Raw genomic sequence first — 23814 nt, 5'->3', positions numbered from 1 at the left:
ATCGGAGGGCGCATGGCGTTTTTCTCGAAACTCAAGGAACGGCTGTTCAAGTCCTCGTCGAAGCTCGACGAGGGGCTTGATGCCATCGTCGACGAGGGCGGTACGTCCGAACCCCGAGAGCCGGACCCCCGGCCAGAGCCGCCGGTCATACCGCCATCGCCTGACGAGGTGCCGCCGCCCGCCCCGCAGGAAGCCCCTGTCGAACGTCCCGAGGAGGTGCCGCAACCACCCGAGGAGGCCACCGCACCACCGGCGCCGCTGGAAATCCCCGACACCCTGCCGGACGCAGGGCAGCAACCGGGGTTGCTGGGCCGGCTTCTGGGCCGGGACGCGGCGCGCACGGTCACGCGACGCGCACTCGATGACGACATGCTCGAGCGGCTGGAAGATCTGCTGATCACCGCCGACATGGGGGTCGAGACGGCGATGCGCGTCACCGCCAACATGGCCGAGGGCCGCATGGGCAAACGGCTGTCCAGCCAAGAGATCAAGGCGTTGCTCGCGCAAGAAATCGCGCGCATCATGGACCCCGTGGCGCGGCCCATGCCACTTTATGCCAAGCGGCCGCAGGTGGTGCTGGTCGTGGGGGTCAACGGGTCCGGCAAGACCACGACGATCGGCAAACTGGCCAGCCAGTTCAAGGCGGCGGGCAAATCGGTGGTGATCGCCGCGGGTGATACGTTCCGTGCCGCCGCCGTCGAGCAGTTGCAGATCTGGGGCGATCGCGCGGGTGTGCCGGTGCTGACCGCGCCCGAAGGCTCGGACCCGGCAAGCCTTGCCCATGATGCCATGACACGGGCCGAGGCCGACGGCGCGGACCTGCTGATGATCGACACCGCCGGACGCCTGCAGAACCGCGCCGACCTGATGGAGGAACTGGCCAAGATCGTCCGCGTCATCCGCAAGAAGGACCCTGACGCGCCGCATAACACGCTGCTGGTGTTGGATGCCACGACGGGGCAGAACGCGCTGAGCCAGGTGGAGATCTTTCAGAAGCTGGCGAATGTGACCGGACTTGTGATGACCAAGCTTGACGGGACCGCGCGCGGTGGTGTCCTCGTGGCACTGGCCGACAAGTTCGGCCTGCCCATTCACGCCATCGGCGTGGGCGAGCAGATCGACGACCTGTCCGCGTTCGACCCAGAGGAATTCGCCGCAGCCCTGACCGGCATTGACGCGGCATGAGCCGATTGCAGGGTTCGCCCCGGACGGCCGCGCGCGGTTATCGCTCTACCAGTCGCAGCACATACAGCACCACGATCACGATGCCTGTCGCCATGGCCGCCAGCGGCATCTGCCCGGCCCCGCAGGCCAGGCCGATCGCCCCGGCCAGCCACATCGACGCGCCTGTGGTGATGTTCTGCACCACGCCGCCCGAGGAAAAGATGATCCCGGCGGCCAGAAACGCGACCCCGGCCGTCACCGCCTCGATCAGGCGCAGCGGATCGACCCGCAGCGCATCCTCGGCCCCGAAGGGCAGGGCGGCCAGTTGCTGGCTTATCAGGATGAACAGGCAGGCGGCCATCGAGACCAGCATATGGGTCCGCAGGCCCGCCGGCTTGCCCTTGAATTCACGCTCGGCGCCGATCATCGCGCCAAGCGCAAGCGCCGCGACCAGCCGGGTGGCGGCGATGATCGGGGGCACGGCGCTGAACGTGCCCGACATCTCGTCGGTGATCGTGTCCCACATCCTGCTGTCGAACACGGCTGATAATTGCTCGATCATGGTTTCCCACATTCCGGCGCTCACATCTTCCTGGCGATCACGGTGTTGCGGACTTAGCACGACAGCCCGCCCCGACGCGAGGCCTGCGGCGTGAGCGATTGGCTGATTTCCCTTGAAGGCACCGAGGCCGGGCAACGTCTTGCCATGATCCTGGCGCTTGCGGCGGCCTTCCTGCATGCCGTCTTCGGCGCATTGCAGAAGGGCCGGCACGACCCCTGGCTCAGCCGTGGCGCGATCGATGCAAGCTATTCTGCCATGGCGGCACCCTTTGCGCTGTTCGTCGTGCCGTGGCCCGAGGCGCATATGTGGCCGATCTTTGCCGGCGCGGTGGTGATCCATGTCGGCTACAAGGTGTTGCAGGCGATGGCCTATTCGAAAGGGGCCTACACCGTGGTCTATCCGGTCGTGCGCGGCACCGGCCCCCTGTTTGCCGTGGTCGGCGCGTGGCTGATCTTTGGCGAGCTGTTCACGCCGGTGCAGTGGCTGGGTCTCGGGGTGCTGCTGTCGGGGATTTTCGGGCTGGCGGTCTACAACCTGCGGACCCTGACGCTGGACCGCGAGACGATGCCGCTGGCCCTCGGTCTGGCGGTCGTGACGGGGCTGTTCGTGGCGATTTACACCACGTATGACGCCTACGGCATCCGTGCCGCCGCCGATCCGTTCACGTTCCTTGCGTGGTTCTTCTTTCTCGACGGGTTGAGCATCCTGCCCATTGCCGGACTGCGCTACCGCAACATGGCTGCGCGTCCCACCCTTGGCCCGCTGGCGCTGCGCGGTGTGTCGGGCGGTCTGGTGGCGTTCTTTTCGTTCGGGTCGGTAATGCTGGCCACACGGCTCGACAAGGTGGGCGAGGCGGCGGTGCTGCGCGAGACCTCGACGGTTTTCGCCGCGCTGATCGGCTGGCTGGTGCTGAAGGACACCGTCGGCCCGCGCCGCATCGCGCTGATGGGCTTGATCGCCGCGGGGGCGGTGATAGTTGAGTTGGGGAGTTGACGATTCGCAACGACGACAGGCAAGGCAGGCAACATGAATGACACCCCGACGCCCAAATGGGTCAAGCCGGTTCTCGAGATCGGCCCCGTGCTGGCCTTTTTCGTGGCGTATCTCTGGCTCAAGGACCGGGTCTATACCATCGGCGGGACCGAGTATGACGGGTTCATCGTCGTCACCGCCGGGTTCGTGCCGGTGTTCCTGATCTCGATGGCGGTGCTGTGGCGCTTGACGGGTCACCTGTCGCGGATGCAGGCGGTGACGGCGGTGCTGATCGTGGTATTCGGCGGGCTTTCAGTGTGGTTCAACGACCCGATGTTCTTCAAGATGAAGCCGACGATCATCTACCTTCTGTTCGGGGGCGTCCTTGCGGTGGGGTTGATGCGCGGCCGGTCCTATCTGCAATTCGTGATGGACGGCATGATCCCCCTGACCGATCTGGGCTGGATGACACTGACCCGCCGGCTGATGCTGTTCTTCTTCGGGCTCGCCGTGCTGAACGAGCTGGTCTGGCGCACGCAGACCGAGGAGATCTGGGTCTATTTCAAGACCTTCGGGCTGACCGCGGCGGTCTTTCTGTTCTTCATGGCGCAGGGGGCGCTTTTCCGCGACCATTCGACCGAACAGGATGACGACGCGGCGTGAGGGCACGCGCCGTCGCCTGTCCGGGGCGGGCAGGCGATGGCTCCGCTCGCGCTCCGCGCCGTGGCGGTAGCTCGCGCGAAGGTAAAAACGATTCGCGGCCGCAGATAAAAGCACCTGCCGCCGCGCACCTCGTCACAACAGCGATTTCACCTTCTCGGCCACGGCCTCGGGCGTGATGCCGAACTGCTCGAACAGCACGTCCGCCGGCGCCGACGCGCCGAAATCGTGCATGCCGACAAAGCCGCCCTTGTCGCGGCGGCCGCGTTCGCCGTAAAGCCAGCGATCCCAGCCAAGCTGAACGGCGGCCTCGACGGCGACGCGCACCGGGCCGGCGGGCAGGACACGGCGGCGATAGCTTTCATCCTGCGCCTCGAACAGCTCCCAGCAGGGCATCGAGACCACGCGCGTTCCGATCCCGGCCTCTTGCAGCCGGTCGCGCGCCGCCATCGCGATTTCCACCTCGGACCCGGTCGCCAGCAGGATCGCCTGCCGCTTGCCGGTCGCCTCTGCCAACACATAGGCGCCTTGCGCGCTCAGGTTGCGGGTCTTGTGCTCGCGCCGCAGCGTCGGCAGGCCTTGCCGGGTCAGCGACAGGACCGACGGCGTCTGTTTGGAATTCAGCGCCAGTTCCCACGCCTCGGCTGTCTCGACCGTGTCGCAGGGGCGAAAAACCCAGGTGTTTGGCGTGGCGCGCGATATCGCCAGATGCTCGACCGGCTGGTGGGTGGGGCCGTCCTCGCCCAGCCCGATACTGTCATGCGTCATCACGAAGACCGTGGGGATCTTCATCAGCGCCGCCAGCCGCATCGCGGGACGGGCGTAATCGGTAAAGCACATGAAGGTGCCGCCATAGGGGCGCACCCCGCCATGCAGGAGCATGCCGTTCATCGCCGCGGCCATGCCGTGCTCGCGGATGCCGTAATGGATGTAGCGGCCCTTGCGGTTGCCCTCATCAAAGACCGTCATGTCGCCCGACCGGGTATTGTTCGATCCCGACAGGTCCGCCGAGCCACCGATCGTCTCGGGCATGACCGGGTTGACGACCTCCAGCACCATTTCGCTGGCCTTGCGGGTGGCGACTTTCGGCGCCTCCTCGCTGACCTGCTTCTTCAGGGCCTTGATCCGTGCCGACAGCTTGGCGGGCACATCGCCGGCGAAGATGCGCGCGATCTCGGCTTGGCGTTGGGGCGAGGCGGCCTCGAGCCGCGCTTGCCATTCGGCCCGCTCTGCCGCACCGCGGGCGCCGATCGCCTCCCATGCGCTCTTGATTTCGGCGGGGATCACGAACGGCCCGTGCGACCAGCCATACGCCTCCTTGGCGGCGGCATTCTGATCGGCATCGGTCAGCGCGCCATGCCCCTTCGCGGTGTCCTGTGCGGCGTGCCCAAGCGCGATATGCGTCTTGCAGGCGATCATCGAGGGTTTGCGCGTGCGCTTGGCCTCGGTCAGGGCCGCGTCGATCGCCGCCGGGTCATGGCCGTCGATTTCCTGCACGTGCCAGCCCGCCGCGCGGAACCGCTTGGCCTGGTCGGTGCGGTCGGCCAGATCGACGCTGCCGTCGATGGTGATGTTGTTGTTGTCCCACAGCACGATCAACTTGCCCAGGGATTGCCGCCCGGCCAGCCCGATGGCCTCGTGGCTGACACCCTCCATCAGGCAGCCGTCACCGGCGATCACGTAGGTGTGGTGATCCATCAGCTTCGCGCCGTAGCGGGCGCGCAGGGACTCTTCGGCGATGGCAAAGCCTACGGAATTGGCGATGCCCTGTCCCAGCGGGCCGGTGGTCGTCTCGATCCCCTTGGCATGGCCGTATTCGGGATGGCCCGCGGTGCGCGCGCCCCATTGCCGAAAGTCGCGGATCTGCTCGATCGTCATGTCCTCGTAGCCGGTGAGGTGCAGCAGGGCATATAGCAGCATCGATCCGTGACCCGCCGACAGGATGAACCGGTCGCGATCGGGCCAGTCGGGGTTGGCCGCGTCGAATTTCAGGTGCTTTTCGAACAGCACGGTGGCGACGTCGGCCATGCCCATGGGCATGCCGGAATGGCCGGAATTGGCGGCGGCGACGGCATCGAGGGCGAGCGCGCGGATCGCGGTGGCCTTCATCCAGTGGTCGGGGTCGGCAGTGCGCAGGGTGGCGATATCCACGGCGTGTGTATCCTTCGTGATTGGCAGCGTCAGGTGGGTGAATACCAGCCCGACCGCGAAGATCAAGCGCAGGGCACCCGCGCCTTGGCATGGATCGGCCAAAGACCACGCATTTTCAGGCGGGAATCCGGCAGACGCACCGGCAGGGTTTGCCAAATGCCGTTCGATATGCGATTCGTTGGCGACCGGATACGAAGACGCGCAAGAGGTCGTGGAAATGAGCCAGATAGACGCCTTGCAGGCGCGCATCACTGCGGCGCTGGACAGGATCACCAAGGGGCTGGAGGCACGCGAGGATGCGCCCGGTCCCGAAGAGGTCGCGGATCTGCGCCGGCAGCTCGACGTCGCGAACGCCGCCAATGCCCGGCTCGAGGGGCAGCTGAGCGCGTTGCGCGAAACGGTTCAGGCGCGCGACGCGGCGCTGTCGGCTGCGCAAGAGGCCAGGAGCGACGGCTTGGTAAGGCTGGACACCGACCTGCAGGCGTTGCGCGCGGCCAATCAGCAACTGCGCGACAGCAACAAGGCCCTGCGCGAGGCACATGCGGCGGGCGTGGCCCGGCCCGAGGCGATCAACACCTCGCTGCAGGCCGAGCTTGATGGGTTGCGCGCCGCGCGTGCGGCCGACCGCGACGAGGTCGAGGCGGTTCTGGCCGAACTGGCCCGCGTGACCGCCGGGACCGGGACCACAGACGCGACAGAGGAGGCGTGATGCCCGAGGTGAAGATCGAGATCGGCGAACGCGCCTTCGAGGTGGCCTGCGAACCGGGCGAAGAGCAATACCTGCATGCCGCCGCGAAGATGCTGGACGAAGAGGCCGCGGCGCTTGCCGCGCAGATCGGACGCATCCCCGAGGCGCGGATGCTGCTGATGGCGGGGCTGATGCTGGCCGACAAGACCACGGCGTTGCAGGACAGGCTGCACGCGTCCGAGGAAAAGCTGGCCCGGACCGAAGCCGAGCTGGAGGGGTTGCGCAATGCCCCCGCGCCAAAGCCCGAGCGCGTCGAGGTGCCGGTCGTGCCGCAATCCGTGACCGACACGCTGGCCGAGATCGCCGCGCGCACCGAGGCGCTGGCAGAAACCGTGGATGGCACGCGCACCGGCTGAACCCGGCGCGGCCCGAAAGGATGCGATGAAACTGCTTGCCATCATTCTGGTCACCGTGATCGTGGCGGTGCTTGCGTTCATCCGGCTGGCCCCGTCGGACCCCGACCGCTGGCACCGGATGCCCGAAACCGTGGAGACACGCGATCTTGAGGGCGGCGCGATGCGCCGGGTCGAGGGCGAGCTTGCTACGCTCGACGCGATCATCCGCGACACGCCGCGCACGCAGGTTCTTGCCGGCAGTGTCGGCGACGGGATGATCACCTATGTCACCCGCAGCCGCGTGTTCGGCTTTCCTGACTACACGACCGTTCGGCAGGATGGCGACATGCTGGAGATCTATGGCCGGCTGCGGTTCGGCAAGTCAGATATGGGCGTCAACGCCGCCCGCATCGACGGCTGGCTGCGGCAACTTCAGGCCGGATGACAGGCAGCCATCCGACACCTTGCGCCACATCGGGTTGTTGAGCGACATCTGGCATTGGGCCATGAACATCTTTCCGTCCACCTGCAGGCAGATCGTTTCGCCCATCTCGACGCGGTCGCCGTTGCGATCGGTGCAATAGCAGTCGGCTGCCGTGCCGTCGGGCACGCTGTCTGAAAACGCCGGCGTCGCCGCGAGCACAAGGGGCACGATCAGTCGCATGGTCATATAATAGCACAGGCCACCGCACTTGACCAAGTCACGTCAATGGGACAGACGATCATCGCCATGGTGCCATTGGAAAAACTTCACGAGATCACGCAACGCTTCGAGTATATCGAGGCGCGCATGACCGAAGGCGGCGGCGATATAGCGCAGCTTGGGCGCGAATACGCCGAATTGCGCCCCGTGGTCGAGGAAATCCGCACCTATCGCCAGATGCTCGACGATATCGAGGCCGCGCGCGGCATGCTGGATGATCCCGAGATGCGCGACCTGGCCCGCGCCGAGATCGACGATCTCGAGCATCGTCTGCCCGCGATGGAGGAAAACCTGCGCCGCGCGCTGTTGCCACGTGATGCGGCCGATGCACGGCCCGCGATCCTCGAGATTCGCCCCGGCACGGGCGGCGAGGAGGCGGCGTTGTTCGCCGCCGATCTCATGCGCATGTATCAGCGCCATGCCGAGAGCCGCGGCTGGTCCTTCGAGGTGATCGAGGAACAGCACAGCGAACTGGGCGGGCTGCGCGAACTGGTCGCGCGTGTCGGCGGGCAGGGGGTGTTCGCCCGGCTGAAATACGAATCCGGCGTGCACCGCGTGCAGCGCGTCCCCGAAACCGAAAGCGGCGGGCGCATCCACACGTCGGCGGCGACCGTCGCGGTCCTGCCAGAGGCGCAGGACGTGGATGTCCAGATCGATCCGAACGATCTGCGCATCGACACGATGCGCGCCTCGGGCTCGGGCGGGCAGCATGTCAACACAACCGACTCGGCGGTGCGCATCACGCATGTGCCCACCGGCCTTGTCGTCACCAGCAGCCAGAAATCCCAGCACCGCAACCGCGAGATCGCCATGGATGTGCTGAAATCGCGCCTGTTCGACATGGAACGCAACCGAGTCGAGGGTGAACGCTCTGCCAGTCGCGCGGCGATGGTCGGCTCTGGCGACCGGTCCGAGCGCATACGCACCTACAACTTTCCGCAGGGCCGCTTGACCGATCACCGGATCAATCTGACGCTCTACAAGCTGGATCAGGTGATGCAGGGTGATCTGGACGAGGTGATCGACGCGCTGACGGCGGATGCGCAGGCCACGCTGCTGGCCGAGATGTCGTGACCGCACGGGGCACGCAAGGCCAGGCCGCACGCGAGGCGCTTGTCGCGGCAACACAGCGGCTTGCGGCGGCGGGCGTTGACGCGGCCGGGGGCGACGCGCGCGCGCTGCTCGCCGCCGCGATGGAGGTGCCCCGCGACCGCCTGACATTGCATCTGGGCGACTGGCTGGACCACGCGGCGCAGGCGCGGTTTGCCCGGATGATCGACCGACGTGCGCGGCGCGAACCCGTGGCGAGGATCATTGGCGAACGATCCTTCTGGGGCCGCATGTTCGAGGTGACAGCGGATGTGCTCGATCCGCGCCCGGAAACCGAATGCCTGATCGCCGCGGCGCTGGACGCGCCTGCGCCCGCGCGCCTGCTCGATCTCGGGACGGGGTCCGGGATCATCGCGGTGACGCTTCTTGCGGAATGGCCCGGCACGCAGGGTATTGCCACCGATATCAGCGGCGCGGCGCTCGCCGTGGCGGGGCGCAACGCGGCACGTCATGGCGTGGCGGACCGGCTCGATCTGCGGCGCGCGGACTGGTTCGACGGGGTTGACGGGTACTTTGACCTGATCGCGTCGAACCCGCCCTATATCGCGGCCGACGAGATGCCGGGGCTATCGCCGGAGGTGCGCCTGCATGACCCGCACGAGGCTTTGTGCGATGCGGGGGACGGGCTGGCCGCCTGTCGCGCGATTGCCGCAGAGGCGGCGGTGCATCTGCGTGCCGGGGGGCGCATCTTGATGGAAATCGGCCCTACGCAGGGGGATGACATCCGCGCGCTGTTGACCGATGCCGGGTTCGAGGACCTGAGACTTTTGCGCGATTTCGATGGCCGCGACAGGGTGGCAAGCGGGGTCCGCCGCGAGAATCCGCGGTGAAACGGTCGAAAAAACCGCGTAAACCGCATAAAGTTCCGGCTTTCCTCTTGTGCGGCGCGGTTTGGCATGTTTATTGATATGCAGGGACGAGGATGCGCCACACGGGCCATCCCCCCGATGCCAAGCCAATACATGTCAGATCTGACATATTTCAGACGCGATGCCGCGTCAGTCGGATCCATAGACGCACAGACCACGAAGGCTGGACTGCAAAAAACATGAGATCATCCAAGTCACGTTCGCGGAACAAATCGAACCGCAACCGCTCTGTCGGGAATATCGTCAACCGGGTCTTTGACAGCTCTGGTCCGGAGGGCAAGGTGCGCGGCACGCCCCAGCAGATCATTGAAAAATACAATCAGCTTGCACGGGATGCACAGCTCTCGGGCGACAGGGTCGCGACCGAGAACTTTCAGCAGCATGCCGAACACTACCTGCGAATGCTGGGCGAGGCGCAGCGCGAACAGGACCAGCGCCGCGACGAACAGGAACGCCAAAACCGCGATCGTCAGGCCGAGCGTGACCGCGCCGACCGTCAGCCGTCGCGCGAGCAGGACAAGTCCGACGCTCCGGCGCAACCGGCCGAGACCGACGTGCTTGACAACGGCAACGGTAACGGGTCCGGCTCGAACAGTGCTCTTGTTGAAACACCCGAAACGCAAGAGGCCACGCCGCCTCCGCCGCCGCCGAAGCGCGCGCGCAAGCCACGGGCAAAAAAACCTGCCCAGCCCAAGACCGAGCCGGATCAGGCCTCGGAATCCGGGGGAGGCAAGGACAGCTCTTCCGACGGCCCTGCCAAGGCCACGGGCTAGGCGGTACTCCGGTCGCGATTGCCGCCCTGAACGGCCTGCGCGCAGGAATGATGTTCTGACGTGACCATGACCATTTGAAGACAGATCAGGCAGGGGTGCCTTGCAAATCCGGGGCGTCGCGCCGGGACCGGCGCAGATCCAGCCCCGCCGGGATCACCCCCTCCGGAAAGAGCCGATGCCCACCGATCGACCGCACCCCGCCTTCGTGCTCGTCCGCCCGCAAATGGGCGAGAACATCGGCGCGGCCGCGCGCGCGATGTGGAATTTCGGCCTCGACAGGATGCGGGTCGTGGATCCGCGCGACGGCTGGCCCAACCCGAAAGCCGCCGCGATGGCCAGCGGCGCCGGGCGGCTGCTGGACGAGGCCCGGATCATGCCCGACACGGCAGAGGCGGTCGCCGATTGCAGCTTCGTTTTCGCCACCACGGCGCGCGCCCGCGATCTGACCAAGCCTGTGTACAGCCCCGAACGCGCCATGGCGCTGTCGGCTGAACGGATCGCTGCGGGCGAAAAGGTGGCGGTTCTCTTCGGACCCGAACGCGCGGGGCTGGAAAACGACGACATCGCCCGCGCCAACGCGATCATCAACGTGCCTGTGAACCCTGAGTTCCCGTCGCTCAACCTTGCGCAATGCGTGCTGCTGACGGCGTATGAGTGGCAGCGCGCCGCGGGCGAGGTCGTGCACGAGCGTACCGACACCGCGCGGACCGACCGGGCCACCCAGGTCGAGGTCGAGGCTTTGGCCGCGCATTATGAAACCCGGCTTGACGAGGCGGGATTCTTCTTTCCCGATCACAAGGCCGCGCCGATGAAGATCACCCTGCGCAATCTCTGGAGCCGCATGCCCCTGACCCGTGCCGACGTGCAGATGCTGCACGGCGTGTTGCGGCAGATGGTCCGCTGGAAGGAGCGTGGTTGAAGCGCATGGGCGTGCGGCCTAAGCTGTCACGCGTCACGGATCGGAAAGGCGGGTCATGAGCGGCAAACGCAGCATATTCGAGGATGTCGACAGCGCAGAGCGCAAGCGCGACCCGGCGCCACGGGGCGGCATGATCGACGCAAGGCGCCGCGGTGCCCGGCGCGGCATCCGGGCGTGGCTGATGGTGCTGTTCGCACTGGTCGTGGTGATGATCGCAGTGGGCGGGCTGACCCGGCTGACCGATAGCGGGCTGTCGATCACCGAATGGGCGCCGGTTACCGGCGCGCTGCCCCCGATGAGTGCCGAAGACTGGCAATCGGAATTCGACAAGTACCGCCAGATCCCGCAATACCAGTTGCTGAACGAGGGTATGGCGCTATCCGAGTTCAAGGTGATCTACTGGTGGGAATGGGGGCACCGGCAACTGGGCCGGGTGATCGGTCTGGTCTGGGCGCTCGGGTTCCTCGGGTTTCTCGTCGCACGGCAGATCCCCACCGGCTGGACCGGGCGTCTTCTGCTTCTGGGCGCGCTTGGTGGCACGCAGGGGGCGATCGGCTGGTGGATGGTGGCCTCTGGCCTCGGCGAGGGGATGATCGCCGTGGCCTCCTACAGGCTGGCCACGCATCTGGGACTGGCCTTCGTGATCCTCGGGCTGATCGCGTGGTACGTCTTCGCGCTAGGCCGCGAGGACCGTGACCTGATGCAGGCGCGTCGCGCACGCGAGCCCAGGCTGTTCGCGCTGTCGACCGGTCTGATGCATTTCGCGTTTCTGCAGATCATTCTGGGCGCGCTGGTGGCGGGTATCGATGCCGGGCGCAGCTATACCGAATGGCCGCTGATGGCCGGTGGTTTCCTGCCGCCCACGATGATGGATCTGGAGCCGTGGTGGCGCAACTTTTTCGAGAACGCGGGCACGGTGCAGTTCATCCACCGGGTCAGCGGTTACCTGCTGGTGGTCTTTGCCGTGGTGGTCTGGCTGCGTGCCCGGCGCAGCGCGCATGTCCTGACGCGGGGGGCCTTCAACGTGGCCTTCGCGGTGCTGGCCCTGCAGATCGTGCTGGGCATCATGACGGTGATCTACGCCGCGCCGTGGCAACTGGCGATCGCCCACCAGTTCCTTGCGGTGGTGCTGTGGGTGGTGATCCTGCGCGCCCGCTTTCTTGCGCGGTATCCGCGCAGCACATCCATCCGGGGGGTCCATGCATGACGGCCTATGACGATTTGATCGCATCAGAGCGCGAGATGCAGGCGCTGGCACAGGTGGCAGGCAGGCTTGGCTGGGACCAGGAAACCATGATGCCGCGCGGCGCCGCCGATCAGCGATCCGAGGAATCGGGCGCCATGCAGGCGGTGCTGCATGCCCGCCGCACCGACGCGCGGCGCGGCGATCTGCTGGCGGCCGCCGAGGCCGAGGAAACGGACACGGTCGCCGTTGCGCAATTGCGCCAAATCCGCCGCGATTTCGATCGAGCGGCGCGGGTGCCCGCCGATCTGGCCGTGGCACTGGCCCGGTTGACCAGCCGCGCGCAAGGCCAATGGGCCGAGGCGCGCGCGGCCGACGATTACGCGGCCTTCGCCCCGGTGCTGGCCGAGGTTGTTCGCCTCAAGCGTGAAGAGGCGGCGGCGGTGGCCCGTGGCGGCGACCTTTACGATGCGCTGATCGACGATTTCGAACCGGGCATGACCGCGGCAAAGCTGGACACGCTGTTCGCCGAGATGCGGCCGCGCCTTGTCGATCTGCGTGCCCGCGCGCTGGATCGTGACTGGCCGGTGATCGACGCGCATTTCGACCCCGACGCGCAACTGCGCCTCGCGCGCGAGCTGGCGCGCAATTTCGGCTATGATTTCGCGCGCGGGCGGCTTGATCTGGCGGTGCATCCGTTCAGCGCCGGATCCGGCGATGATGTGCGCATCACCACGCGGGTCAGCGAAACCGACCCGTTCAACTGTCTTTATTCCACGATCCACGAGGTCGGGCATGCCTGTTACGAGCAGGGCATCGACCCCGCCTTTCGCCTGACCCCGCTGGGGCAGGGCGTGTCGATGGGCGTGCATGAAAGCCAAAGCCGCATTTACGAGAACCAGCTTGGCCGCAGCCGCGCCTTCACCGGCTGGCTGTACCACCGTATGCGCGCCACCTTCGGTGATTTCGGGGTGCAGGATGCCGATACCTTCCACCGCGCGGTCAACCGCGTGCATCCCGGCCATATCCGCACCGAGGCCGACGAGGTGCAGTACAACCTGCATGTCATGCTGCGCTTCGATCTCGAAAAGGCCCTGATCGCCGGCGATCTGGAGACCGGCGATCTCGAGGCCGCGTGGAACGATCGCTTTGCGGCCGATTTCGGCTATCCCGTCGATCGCGCCTCGAACGGGGTGTTGCAGGACGTGCACTGGTCGGTCGGGCTGTTCGGCTATTTCCCGACCTATGCCTTGGGCAATGTCTATGCGGGCTGCCTCTTTCGCGCGATGCGCGGTGCCGTGCCGGATCTGGAGGTCAGCCTGTCACGCGGGGACATACGCGGGGCGACAACGTGGCTGCAGTCACGCGTGCAACGCCATGGCGGGCATTTCGCGCCGTCAGACGTCATCACGCGGGCCTGCGGCGGCGCAGAGCCGACGGCGGGGCCGCTGCTGGATTACCTCGAGGAAAAGTTCACGTCGCTTTGACGCGCTGCGCCGCCGCGGGCCCGATCAGGCCCTGCGGCGGCGATTGCGGCGCGGTTCGGGCGCATCGTCGCCGGTGCCGTCGATATCAGACGAGAACGCGCCGAGCGCTTCTGTGATCTGATCCAGCGTCGGGCGCGGCCCCGCGGGACGCGCTTCCAGCGCCGTGCGCATCCGGCTCAGATGCTCGGGCATGGTGCCGCAGCAGCCGCCTATGATCGTCGCCCCGGCGTCGCGTGCCAGCACGGCGTAATCGGCCATCAGGTCCGGCGTGCCGTCGTAATGGATGTGGCCGTCCACGAATTTCGGGATGCCCGCGTTGCCCTTGGCGATGATCGGCCGCTCGGTGCCTTGTGCCACGAAGCCCAGCACCGTGCGCAAGAGATCCGATGCGCCGACCCCGCAATTCGCGCCGAAGGCCAGCGGGGGATTCGGCAGCTTTTCCACCATCGCGGCCATGTCCGCCGAGGTCAGGCCCATCATCGTGCGCCCCGCGGTGTCAAAGCTCATTGTGCCGCACCACGGCATATCGGCAAGGCGGAACGCCTCGGCGGCGGCCGCGTATTCCTCGGACGAACTGATCGTTTCCAGCCAGAGGACGTCCGCGCCCCCTTCTTTCAGCCCTTCGGCCTGCTCGTGAAAGATCTCGACGGCAAGCTCGTGGGTCAGCGCGCCCATCGGCGCCATGATCTCGCCGGTCGGCCCGACAGAGCCGGCGACCACCACCGCGCGGTCATACCGGTCGGCGACGTCGCGGCCCAGCTCGGCAGAGATGCGCGACAATTGCCGGGCGCGCTTTTGCGCGCCGTGCAGCTTCAGCCGCGACGCGTTCCCGCCAAACGAATTGGTCAGGAACAGGTCGCTGCCCGCATCGACGGCGGATTTGTAAAGCTGCGTGATCCGGTCAGGGTGCGTGTCGTTCCAGATTTCGGGCGCGTCGCCCGATTGCAGACCCATGTTGAACAGGTTGGTTCCCGTGGCCCCGTCCGCGAGAATCCAGTCGCGGCGCGCCATGAGCCGGGTGAGGGCATTGGTCATAGATCTGTGTCCGATCTCTTGGGCCGGAGGTCGTTGCGCCGGGGGGACCGACGCGCGGTCGTGACAGGCTCAGACTTCCTTGACGAGCTGCGCCTTGGCAATCTTCAGAAGCTCGTCCATCTTGGCACGGATGGTGTCGGCGTCGGCGATATCGCCGAGATCACCGGCCACCTTGCGCACCACGTCCTCGTGGCCGGGCTCTTCGAAATCGGCCTTGACCACGGCACGGGCATAGGTGTCGGCCTCGTCGCCGGTCTTGCCCAACAGTTCCGCCGCCCACAGGCCCAGAAGCTTGTTGCGCCGCGCCTCGGCGCGGAATTTCATTTCCTCGTCATGGGCGAACTTGTTCTCGAACGCGGTTTCGCGGTCGTCGAATGTGCTCATCGGGTAGGTCCCCTCGCAATGGGTTGCAGTCACCCCGATGATATGGCGCTTGCGGCGCCAAAGAGCAAGGGGCGGCAGCCGCATCGACGCCTTGCGACGTCGCGGGTCATGCCCTATGAAAGCGCATCGGCACGGGGCGTGCAGACCCGCCCGGCCCCACCCGCAGCGACGGAGGTCCCATGGCGCGGCGCAAGAAAATCTACGAAGGCAAGGCCAAGACCCTTTACGAAGGACCCGAGCCGGGCACGATCATCCAGTATTTCAAGGATGACGCCACCGCCTTCAACGCCGAGAAGAAGGCCACGATCGAGGGCAAGGGCGTGCTCAACAACATGCTCTCGGAATATTTCATGACCGGATTGAACAATGTCGGCGTCCCGACGCATTTCATCCGGCGCGTCAACATGCGCGAGCAGCTTGTCCGCGCCTGCGAGATCGTGCCGCTGGAAGTCATCGTGCGCAACTATGCCGCCGGGTCTATGTCCAAAAGGCTGGGCATCGAAGAGGGCACGCAACTGCCGCGCCCGATCGTCGAATACTGCCTCAAGGATGACAAGCTGGGCGATCCGCTGGTCACAGAGGAACATATCGCCGCCTTCGGCTGGGCCACGAGCCAGGACATGGACGATATTCTAAGCCTTGCGCTGCGTGTCAACGATTTCATGTCGGGGGTGATGTTCGGCGTCGGCATCCGGCTGGTGGATTTCAAGATCGAGGTGGGCCGCGTGTATGACGGTGATTTCCAGCGCCTGATCGTGGCCGACGAGATCAGCCCGGACAGCTGCCGGCTGTGGGATATCGAGACCGGGCAGAAGCTTGACAAGGATGTGTTCCGCCGTGACCTGGGCAACCTGACCGACGCCTATACCGAGGTCGCGACACGCCTTGGCGTCATGCCCAAGTCCAACATTCCCGTCACCCGCCCGACGCTTATCAACTGAAAAGGGAGCCCCCCGATGAAGGCACGCGTGCATGTCATGCTGAAAACCGGCGTTCTCGACCCCCAGGGCGAGGCGGTGCGCCACGCGCTTGGGTCGCTCGGTTTCGACGGCGTCGAAGGCGTGCGGCAGGGCAAGGTGATCGAGATCGACCTGGCCGAGACCGACGCGGAAGCGGCGCGCGCGACCGTGACCGACATGTGCGAAAAGCTGCTCGCCAACACGGTGATCGAAAGCTATTCGGTCGAGCTGGGCTGAGGGCCATTCACCGTGCGGGATGTCCCTGCGCGGAACCGCCGCCCCAAGCATGGCGATTTGGGTGCCGCTGGCGCAACACGCCTGTGTCGTCCGGATCCGGCTGGCATAAAGCCCTGCAACGGGTCGGTCCGGCGCGTCCAACCCCGATGGACAACAGCGCGGCACCGCGCTAGACCGTCGCCAAATTCCACCAAGGGGCCCTTGCCATGCACGCCGCCATCATCGTCTTTCCCGGTTCCAACTGCGACCGCGATCTCGCGGTGGCGTTTCGGCGTGCGGGTGCGCGCGTCTCGATGGTCTGGCACAAGGACACCGCGCTGCCCGAAGGTGTCGATATCGTCGGCGTGCCGGGCGGGTTTTCCTACGGTGACTACCTGCGCTGCGGGGCGATCGCCGCGAATTCGCCGATCTGCAGATCGATCACCGCCCATGCCGAGCGTGGGGGTTTTGTGCTGGGGATCTGCAACGGCTTTCAGATCCTGACCGAAACCGGGATCCTGCCGGGCGCGCTTTTGCGCAATGCGGGGCTGAAATATATCTGCAAGCCGGTGGATCTGGCGGTCGTCACCGCCGACAGCGCGTTTACGCACGGCTACGCTGCCGGCGACACGATCACCGTGCCGGTGGCGCATCATGACGGCAACTATTTCGCCGACGACGCCACGCTTGACCGGCTGGAGGCCGAGGATCGCATCGCCTTCACCTACGCGCGCAACCCCAACGGATCGGCGCGGGACATTGCCGGCATCCTGTCGGAAAACCGGCGTGTCCTGGGGATGATGCCCCATCCCGAACGGATGGCAGAGCCGCTGCATGGCGGCACCGACGGGGCGGCGATGTTTTCAGGGCTGGTGCAAGAGCTTGCAGAGGCCTGAGCATGGGCGCTTGAGGGCAGGGGCGTCCCGGCCTAATCTTCTGCCATGACCGACAGGACGACATCCGACGCGCCACGCGCCCGTGCCATCTCGTGGCGGGCGCGCCTTGTGCTTGTGGGGCTGTTTCTTGTCGCGGTGGCCGTGGTCGTCACGACACACAGGCTGCTGACCGACCGGTTCACCGAAACCACGCGCAACCGCGCTGAATTGCGCATGGTGCTCTATTCCGGCAACCTGCTGTCGGAGTTGCGGCAGAATGCCATCGTGCCGCAGCTTCTGTCGCGGGACCCGGCGCTCATCTCTGCGCTCAACAGCGAGGATTACGCGCAATCGACGCGCCGTCTGCTGTCATTCGTTGAAGAGATCGGCGCAGCCTCGCTGACGCTTCTGGATATGAACGGGCGCGCGGTTGCCACGACCGAACGCAATCGCCTGGGCGAAACCCACAGGCAAACCCCGTATTTCGTTGATGCATTGCGGTCGTCGGACACGGTGTTCAAGGTCCTGCAGCAGGAGGCGGGCAATTACAATTTCACCTATTCGCGGCGGATAGAGACCCAGAACGGCGTTCTCGGCGTGATCGTGGTCGAGGTCGATCTGCGCAAGTACGAACGCGCATGGGCGGGAATTTCCGATGCCGTCATGGTGACTGACAGCGAGGGGCGGATCATCCTTGCCACCGAGCCGCGCTGGCGCGGCCTGACCGAGGCAGAGGCGCTGGCACGCGAGCCTGCCAGCAGCGCCATCGAGCGCGCGATCCAGGCCACGTCCGACTGGACGGCGCTGCCCGCGGACGCCTATGTCAGCGGCGAGGCGGTGATGCGGGTCGAGGGGCGTGTCGCGTTTCGCGGTTGGCGGATCGCCAGTTTTACCGCCTATGCCACCGTACGCGACAAGGTCATCGGCTACCTCGCGCTTGAGATCATGGGATTCGCGATCCTGCTGGCGCTCGCGTTTTATTTCCTCAACCGCAAGGCGGCCCTACGGCTGGCGGTGTTCCAGCGGGAATCCGCCGAGCTTCGGACGCTCAACGCGCGCCTGCAGCGGGAAATCGCAGAGCGCCGGCGCGTGCAGGAGAACCTCGCGCAGGCCGAACAGACGCTTCAGCAAAGCTCGAAACTCGCCGTTCTGGGCGAGATGTCGGCGGCGGTCAGTCACGAGTTGAACCAGCCGCTTGCGGCGATGAAGACCTATCTGGCAGGCGCGCGCATGCTGCTGACCCGCAACCGCCCCGACGAGGCGCTCACCTCGTTCCAGCGGATCGACGACCTGATCGAACGGATGGGCGCGATCACCCGTCAGCTCAAATCCTATGCGCGCCAGTCCGGTGACACGTTTTCGCCTGTCGACATGGGCGATGCGGTGGCGTCGGCGCTGGCGATGATGGAGCCGCAGCTGCGCAGCCGCAAGATCACCATCACCCGCACATTGCCCTCAGAGCCCGTGATGATCATGGGTGACCGGGTGCGCGTCGAGCAGGTGATCATCAACCTGTTGCGCAATGCCATCGACGCCATTCAGAACGAACCCGAGGGGCATGTGGACATCCTGCTGGCCGCCGGCGAGACCGCTGTTCTGACGGTGCGTGACAACGGCCACGGGATCGACAATTTCGAGACCCTGTTCGAACCGTTCTACACGACCAAACAACCCGGTGAGGGCGTCGGGCTGGGGCTTGCCATTTCCTCGGGGATCGTCAACGACCTCGGCGGGCGCCTTCTGGCGCGCAATGCGCCTGATGGCGGGGCTGTATTCGAGGTGCAACTCCCCATATTGGCCGAAGAAACCCGAGCCGCGGAGTAACACGACATGCCGACTGCGATGAAGATCGCCATCATCGACGATGAAAAGGACATGCGACAGTCGATCAGCCAGTGGCTGGCCCTGTCGGGCTACGACACCGAGGCGTTCCCCTCGGCCGAGGACGCGCTCAAGACGCTGGGGCCGGATTATCCCGGTATCGTGGTCACCGACATCAAGATGCCCGGCATGGGCGGAATGGCCTTTCTGAAAAAGCTGATGGGGGCCGACAGTTCGCTGCCGGTCATCATGATCACCGGGCATGGCGACGTGCCCATGGCGGTCGAGGCGATGCGTATCGGAGCCTTCGATTTCCTTGAAAAGCCGTTCGATCCGGATCGCATGACGCAACTGGCGAAAAAAGCCACAAATGCCCGCCGCATGGTGCTGGATGCACGCGCGCTGCGGCGCGACCTGTCGGATGGCGGGCAGTTGATGAAGAAGCTCATCGGTACCAGTGCCGCGATGGAGCGCCTGCGCGAGGATATCCTCGACCTAGGACAGGCCGACGGTCATGTGCTGATCGAAGGCGAGACCGGGACCGGCAAGACGCTTGTCGCGCACGCGCTTCATGCCGTGGGTGCGCGGGCGGGACGCAGGTTCGTGTCGATCGCTTGTGCGTCGCTTGACGAGGACGCCCTGATCAAGCGCCTGTTCGGGCCGGTCGCCCCCGACGATCCCCGCCTGCCGGCGGTGGAAGAGGCGCGCGGCGGCACGCTGGTGCTCGAGGATATCGACGCGCTGCCGGATGCCGTTCAGGCGCGCCTGCTGACCTTTGTCAACGACGAGGGTCAGCCGCCCGAAACCCGCATCATCGCGATTTCCAACATGCAGGACGAGGGCCGCACCTGCGAGGATGCGCTGCGCGCCGACCTGTTCTACCGGCTGGGCAATCTGCGCATTACCGTACCGCCGCTGCGCCAGCGGGGCGAGGATATCCTGACGCTCTTTTCGTCCTTCAGCGATCAGTTCGCCGAGGATTACGGGTGCGAGGCGCCGCAGATCTCCGCTCAGGAGGCGACGCAGCTTTTGCAGGCCCCGTGGCCCGGCAATGTGCGCCAGCTGTTCAACGTGGCCGAACGCGCGGTGCTTCAGGCGCGGCGCGGCTCGGGGACGCTGACCTCGCTTCTGATGTCGGATCACGACGAGATGCAGCCGGTGATGACCACCGAGGGCAAACCCCTCAAGGAGTATGTCGAGGCGTTCGAGCGCATGCTGATCGACAACACCATGCGCCGCCACAAGGGATCTATCGCGGCCGTCATGGACGAGCTGTGTCTGCCACGCCGCACCCTGAACGAGAAGATGGCGAAATACGGCCTGCAACGCTCGGACTACATCTGACGTCCGGCCGCGCCGGCCGCAACGCGTTTTCACCATTGTCATTTCCTCCCGCGAGGGATTAGGGTCATGTTGTGGCAGTTTTGCGCGATGACCCGCGCCTGCCAGCAGATAATTCGCTGTCTTGCCCGTTTTGCGGATCAAACCCCACGCGCATGGCAAGACAGACTGATCGGATCCTTCACGGGACCAAAGACATGCCTGACATCCCGACATGGTTGATCAGGCCCCGAATTGGCCCCGACCGGGGCCGTCGTTGAATGGGCCCCGATCGGGGGCCGGAGAAGAAGAACCGCGATGAACCGCGCGAGACATACAACCGTCACACGGGCACGGGCCTTATCCGGTCCGCCCATGCGCGCGCCTGCTATCGCCCATATCAGACATCTGCCGCAACGTGCCGCGCCTCCAGGGGTGTGCGCCGCGCCGCGATGCAAACGGAAAACATGGCCAAGAAAATGCTCATTGATGCCACCCACGCGGAAGAAACCCGCGTCGTGGTGGTCGACGGAAACAAGGTCGAGGAATTCGATTTCGAATCCGAGAACAAGCGCCAGCTTGCTGGCAACATCTATCTCGCCAAGGTAACGCGGGTCGAGCCGTCGCTTCAGGCGGCGTTCGTCGATTACGGCGGCAACCGGCACGGGTTCCTCGCCTTCGCGGAAATCCATCCCGATTACTACCAGATCCCCGTCGCCGACCGCGAGGCGCTGATGGCCGAGGAAGAAGCCCTCGCGCAGGCCCAGGCGGATGAAGAGGAAAAGCCCAAGCGCCCCAGCCGCGGGCGTTCCCGGTCGCGGGCGGAAAAGACCACCTCGGACGATGCCGTGACCGAAGGTGACATCTCGGGCATGGAGACCATAGATCTCGACACCGAGTCCGAGACCACGGCCGAGGCCGTTCCCGAAGGCTCGTCACCGATGGAACGTGTCGCCGAGACGCCGGTCGAGGAACCCGACGCCGCGACCGACGGCGACGGTGCCACGGCATCCGACGCCGCAGAGGCCACCGATACCCGTGATCACGCCACTAACGACGACAGCATCGAATCGGTCGCCGACGAGGATGACAGCGAGGATATCCGCCCGGTCCGAAAGCCGCGCGCACGGCGCTACAAGATCCAGGAGGTGATCAAGGTCCGGCAGATCATGCTGGTTCAGGTCGTCAAGGAGGAACGCGGCAACAAGGGTGCTGCGCTCACCACCTATCTGTCGCTTGCCGGGCGCTACTGCGTTCTGATGCCCAACACCGCGCGCGGCGGCGGCATCAGCCGCAAGATCACCAACGCCGCCGATCGTAAGAAGCTGAAAGAGATCGCGTCAGAGATCGACCTGCCAAAGGGCGCGGGGCTGATCATCCGGACAGCGGGTGCGCAGCGCACCAAGGCCGAGATCCGGCGCGATTACGAATATCTGCAACGGCTATGGGAACAGATCCGCGAGCTTACGCTGAACTCTATCGCGCCCGCCAAGATCTATGAAGAGGGCAACCTGATCAAGCGCTCGATCCGCGATCTTTATAACCGCGAGATCGACGAGGTCATGGTCGAGGGCGAGGCAGGCTACCGCATCGCCAAGGACTTCATGAAGATGATCATGCCGTCCCATGCCAAGAACGTGAAGCATTACGTCGATCAGCAGCCGCTCTTCGCGCGGCACCAGGTCGAAAGCTACCTGTCGGCGATGTTCAACCCGACGGTACAGCTCAAATCCGGTGGCTACATCGTGATCGGCGTGACCGAGGCGCTGGTCGCGATCGACGTCAACTCGGGCCGCGCCACGCGCGAGGGCTCGATCGAGGAAACCGCGCTCAAGACCAATCTCGAGGCCGCCGACGAGGTCGCGCGCCAGATGCGCCTGCGCGATCTTGCCGGATTGATCGTCATCGACTTCATCGACATGGACGAGCGGCGCAACAACGCGGCCGTCGAAAAACGCATGAAAGACCGGCTCAAGACCGACCGCGCCCGCATCCAGGTGGGCCGGATCTCGGGTTTCGGCCTGATGGAGATGTCGCGCCAGCGTTTGCGCCCCGGCATGATCGAGGCCACGACGCAGCCCTGTCCGCATTGCCACGGGACCGGCCTCATCCGGTCGGATGACAACCTGGCCCTCGCGATCCTGCGCGAGATCGAGGAAGAGGGCGTGCGCCGTCGGTCGCGCGAGGTCGTGGTCAGGTGCCCCGTTGGAATCGCGAATTATCTGATAAACCTCAAACGCGAGCATGTGGCGCAGATCGAGTTGCGCTACGGCCTGTCGGTGCGCATCGAAGGTGACCAGACATTGGTCAACCCCGATTTCACTATCGAAAAACTGAAATCCGCCACCCGTAACGTGCCTGAACCCGATGCGGCGCAATTCGTGTCCGCCGGGGCCTCTCTCATGGCCGAAATCGACGAGGCGGAGTCCGAGGTCGCCACCCCGCCCGCCGAGGCGGAACCCGCACCTGCGCCCGAGGCGGCGAGCGACGACGAGGACAAGCCCAAGAAGAAGCGCCGCCGCAGCCGTGGGCGTCGCCGGAAGTCCAAGACCGGCGAGAACGGCCAGACCGAGGCCGGGCAGACCGAGGCGGGCCAGACCGAGGCGGCGCAGACCGGGGCTGATGCCGACGCCCGATCCGACACGTCTCGTGACCCGGAGCCTGCCGGCACGGCGGTCGCGGGCGAGGCCGACGCGGCCGTGCAGGCACAACCCGACACGGCCGAAGCGTCAGAGGCCAAGCCCAAACCGAAGCGCTCGCGCAGCCGCAAAAAGGCCGCGCCCAAGTCCGAACCATCTTCGGAGGCGTCGGGCGAGGCGACGCCAGAGGCCGCCGCAGAGGACAAGCCCAAGCCGCGGCGGCGTACCGTGTCGCGCAAGAAGAAAGCGCCAGAGGCCGAAACGGCGACAGAGGATGCGACACCGGCGGCCGCGGACGCGGCGCCCGCCGCAGCCAACGCACCGGAGACAAGCGGCGAACCCGTGGCAGAGGCACAGCCCGTGCCCGAACCAGAGACCCCGGCCACGCCCGTACCTGTCGCAGAGGTTGCCGACACGCCCGATCCCGCGCCGGCAGCCGCGCCCGCCAACGAGAGCGAGCCGACCCCAACGCCCGAGCCGGCGCCCCCCGAACCGACGGCCGACGCGCCTGACACCGCCGAAACGGCGACTGTCGAAGACGACACCGCCCCGGCCAAGCGCAAGCGACGCGGCTGGTGGTCCGTCGGATAGCCTGAGTACAGCCTTGCGGACGCACGCGGCGTCTGCAAGGCGCCACCAGCGCAGAAGCGTGCCAGGATGGATCTTGTGGATCGGTGCGGGCTTGCCGTGCTCAGGTCGTCTTGCGGATCAGGTAGACGCGCGCGGGTCCCGCATCCTCGGTCGAGACCAGCTCGTTTCCCGATTCCATGCAGAAATGCGGCACGTCGACCACCGCCGCCGGATCATCGGCGCGCAGCGCGATCATGTCGCCGACATTCAATGATTTCAAGCGCTTGCGCAGCTTTAGCACCGGCAAGGGGCACAGCAGACCGCAGGCGTCGAGGGTGTCATGTTGCGTCATGACCGTG

Annotated in this window: 24 protein-coding genes; 18 read left to right on the top strand and 6 right to left on the bottom strand. The window is 65.8% G+C overall.

Translation table 11 applies throughout. The features are described 5' to 3' along the window. Positions 1 to 12 precede the first annotated feature (12 nt). Positions 13 to 1185 (top strand): signal recognition particle-docking protein FtsY, encoded by a 1173-nt coding sequence (gene ftsY, locus ACROSR_RS09615; protein ID WP_432684433.1) that lies wholly within the window; start codon positions 13 to 15, stop codon positions 1183 to 1185. A gap of 37 nt (positions 1186 to 1222) precedes the next feature. On the opposite strand, the gene ACROSR_RS09610 is transcribed toward ftsY, so the two are convergent. Continuing rightward, positions 1223 to 1690 (bottom strand): MgtC/SapB family protein, encoded by a 468-nt coding sequence (locus tag ACROSR_RS09610; protein ID WP_432684533.1) that lies wholly within the window; start codon positions 1688 to 1690, stop codon positions 1223 to 1225. Between the two features lie 126 nt (positions 1691 to 1816). Here ACROSR_RS09610 and ACROSR_RS09605 point away from each other — a divergent pair, with 126 nt between their 5' ends. Together ACROSR_RS09605 and ACROSR_RS09600 are read left to right on the top strand one after the other, a co-directional pair. Next, complete coding sequence (locus tag ACROSR_RS09605) at positions 1817 to 2719, top strand: EamA family transporter (protein ID WP_432684431.1); 903 nt, start codon at positions 1817 to 1819, stop codon at positions 2717 to 2719. A gap of 33 nt (positions 2720 to 2752) precedes the next feature. Further along, complete coding sequence (locus ACROSR_RS09600; RefSeq protein WP_432684429.1) at positions 2753 to 3361, top strand: inner membrane-spanning protein YciB; 609 nt, start codon at positions 2753 to 2755, stop codon at positions 3359 to 3361. Between the two features lie 132 nt (positions 3362 to 3493). On the opposite strand, the gene tkt is transcribed toward ACROSR_RS09600, so the two are convergent. After that, positions 3494 to 5509 carry a transketolase gene (tkt, locus tag ACROSR_RS09595; RefSeq protein ID WP_432684427.1) on the bottom strand — a complete coding sequence of 672 codons (2016 nt, stop codon included), beginning with the start codon at positions 5507 to 5509 and terminating at the stop codon, positions 3494 to 3496. 178 nt (positions 5510 to 5687) lie between these two features. Here tkt and ACROSR_RS09590 point away from each other — a divergent pair, with 178 nt between their 5' ends. Genes ACROSR_RS09590 through ACROSR_RS09580 form a run of 3 tightly spaced genes read left to right on the top strand, consistent with a single transcriptional unit; the run spans position 5688 to position 7037 of the window. Then, on the top strand, positions 5688 to 6218 hold the full coding sequence (locus ACROSR_RS09590; RefSeq protein WP_432684425.1) for a hypothetical protein: 531 nt from the start codon (positions 5688 to 5690) through the stop codon (positions 6216 to 6218). Then, on the top strand, positions 6218 to 6613 hold the full coding sequence (locus ACROSR_RS09585; protein WP_432684423.1) for a cell division protein ZapA: 396 nt from the start codon (positions 6218 to 6220) through the stop codon (positions 6611 to 6613). The genes ACROSR_RS09590 and ACROSR_RS09585 overlap by 1 nt, the downstream gene beginning before the upstream one ends. Positions 6614 to 6638: 25 nt before the next feature. Further along, complete coding sequence (locus ACROSR_RS09580; protein WP_432684531.1) at positions 6639 to 7037, top strand: DUF1499 domain-containing protein; 399 nt, start codon at positions 6639 to 6641, stop codon at positions 7035 to 7037. Here the strand turns inward: ACROSR_RS09580 and ACROSR_RS09575 are convergent. Beyond that, positions 6975 to 7256 (bottom strand): hypothetical protein, encoded by a 282-nt coding sequence (locus ACROSR_RS09575; protein WP_432684421.1) that lies wholly within the window; start codon positions 7254 to 7256, stop codon positions 6975 to 6977. The genes ACROSR_RS09580 and ACROSR_RS09575 overlap by 63 nt on opposite strands. A 66-nt stretch (positions 7257 to 7322) precedes the next feature. On the opposite strand from ACROSR_RS09575, the gene prfA reads away from it, so the two are divergent. From prfA to ACROSR_RS09545, 6 genes are all read left to right on the top strand, one after another. Then, positions 7323 to 8369, top strand: coding sequence for a peptide chain release factor 1 (prfA, locus tag ACROSR_RS09570; protein WP_432684529.1), 1047 nt, complete (start codon positions 7323 to 7325; stop codon positions 8367 to 8369). Continuing rightward, positions 8366 to 9235, top strand: a complete 870-nt coding sequence (prmC, locus tag ACROSR_RS09565) for a peptide chain release factor N(5)-glutamine methyltransferase (protein WP_432684419.1) — start codon at positions 8366 to 8368, stop codon at positions 9233 to 9235. Before prfA ends, prmC begins: the two co-directional genes overlap by 4 nt. A gap of 218 nt (positions 9236 to 9453) precedes the next feature. Next, positions 9454 to 10047 (top strand): DUF4167 domain-containing protein, encoded by a 594-nt coding sequence (locus ACROSR_RS09560; protein WP_432684417.1) that lies wholly within the window; start codon positions 9454 to 9456, stop codon positions 10045 to 10047. A 175-nt stretch (positions 10048 to 10222) separates the two neighbouring features. Then, a complete protein-coding gene (locus tag ACROSR_RS09555; protein WP_432684415.1) occupies positions 10223 to 10966 on the top strand; it encodes an RNA methyltransferase in 744 nt (247 codons plus the stop codon). A gap of 55 nt (positions 10967 to 11021) precedes the next feature. Continuing rightward, positions 11022 to 12173, top strand: coding sequence for a heme A synthase (gene ctaA, locus ACROSR_RS09550; RefSeq protein ID WP_432684413.1), 1152 nt, complete (start codon positions 11022 to 11024; stop codon positions 12171 to 12173). Next, entirely contained in the window at positions 12170 to 13636 is a 1467-nt protein-coding gene (locus tag ACROSR_RS09545; RefSeq protein ID WP_432684411.1) for a carboxypeptidase M32, read from the top strand. The genes ctaA and ACROSR_RS09545 overlap by 4 nt, the downstream gene beginning before the upstream one ends. Positions 13637 to 13660: 24 nt before the next feature. Here the strand turns inward: ACROSR_RS09545 and bmt are convergent, their stop codons facing one another. Further along, positions 13661 to 14671: a betaine--homocysteine S-methyltransferase gene (gene bmt / locus ACROSR_RS09540; RefSeq protein WP_432684409.1), complete on the bottom strand. Its 1011-nt coding sequence runs from the start codon at positions 14669 to 14671 to the stop codon at positions 13661 to 13663. A 69-nt stretch (positions 14672 to 14740) separates the two neighbouring features. Further along, entirely contained in the window at positions 14741 to 15055 is a 315-nt protein-coding gene (locus tag ACROSR_RS09535) for a DUF1476 domain-containing protein (protein WP_432684407.1), read from the bottom strand. A gap of 179 nt (positions 15056 to 15234) precedes the next feature. On the opposite strand from ACROSR_RS09535, the gene purC reads away from it, so the two are divergent. The 6 genes from purC to ACROSR_RS09505 all read left to right on the top strand — a co-directional run bounded on the left by purC (position 15235) and on the right by ACROSR_RS09505 (position 23476). After that, positions 15235 to 15996: a phosphoribosylaminoimidazolesuccinocarboxamide synthase gene (gene purC / locus ACROSR_RS09530; protein WP_432684405.1), complete on the top strand. Its 762-nt coding sequence runs from the start codon at positions 15235 to 15237 to the stop codon at positions 15994 to 15996. Positions 15997 to 16011: 15 nt separating this feature from the next. Then, positions 16012 to 16251, top strand: coding sequence for a phosphoribosylformylglycinamidine synthase subunit PurS (gene purS, locus ACROSR_RS09525; protein WP_432684403.1), 240 nt, complete (start codon positions 16012 to 16014; stop codon positions 16249 to 16251). Between the two features lie 206 nt (positions 16252 to 16457). Then, positions 16458 to 17126, top strand: coding sequence for a phosphoribosylformylglycinamidine synthase subunit PurQ (purQ, locus tag ACROSR_RS09520; protein ID WP_432684401.1), 669 nt, complete (start codon positions 16458 to 16460; stop codon positions 17124 to 17126). A 45-nt stretch (positions 17127 to 17171) separates the two neighbouring features. Further along, positions 17172 to 18929, top strand: coding sequence for a sensor histidine kinase (locus ACROSR_RS09515; RefSeq protein ID WP_432684399.1), 1758 nt, complete (start codon positions 17172 to 17174; stop codon positions 18927 to 18929). 18 nt (positions 18930 to 18947) lie between these two features. Then, positions 18948 to 20270, top strand: coding sequence for a sigma-54-dependent transcriptional regulator (locus tag ACROSR_RS09510; protein ID WP_432684397.1), 1323 nt, complete (start codon positions 18948 to 18950; stop codon positions 20268 to 20270). A gap of 443 nt (positions 20271 to 20713) precedes the next feature. Next, the gene (locus ACROSR_RS09505; protein WP_432684395.1) at positions 20714 to 23476 is read left to right on the top strand and encodes an Rne/Rng family ribonuclease; all 2763 of its coding nucleotides are present in this window, start codon (positions 20714 to 20716) and stop codon (positions 23474 to 23476) included. A 100-nt stretch (positions 23477 to 23576) separates the two neighbouring features. On the opposite strand, the gene ACROSR_RS09500 is transcribed toward ACROSR_RS09505, so the two are convergent. Continuing rightward, entirely contained in the window at positions 23577 to 23807 is a 231-nt protein-coding gene (locus tag ACROSR_RS09500; RefSeq protein ID WP_432684393.1) for a sulfurtransferase TusA family protein, read from the bottom strand. Positions 23808 to 23814 lie beyond the last annotated feature (7 nt).

The organism is Roseovarius tibetensis, assembly GCF_050896375.1.
GTDB lineage: Bacteria > Pseudomonadota > Alphaproteobacteria > Rhodobacterales > Rhodobacteraceae > Roseovarius > Roseovarius tibetensis.
Note: the sequence above shows the minus strand (reverse complement) of the source record. Positions and strands in the feature narration are given on the sequence as shown.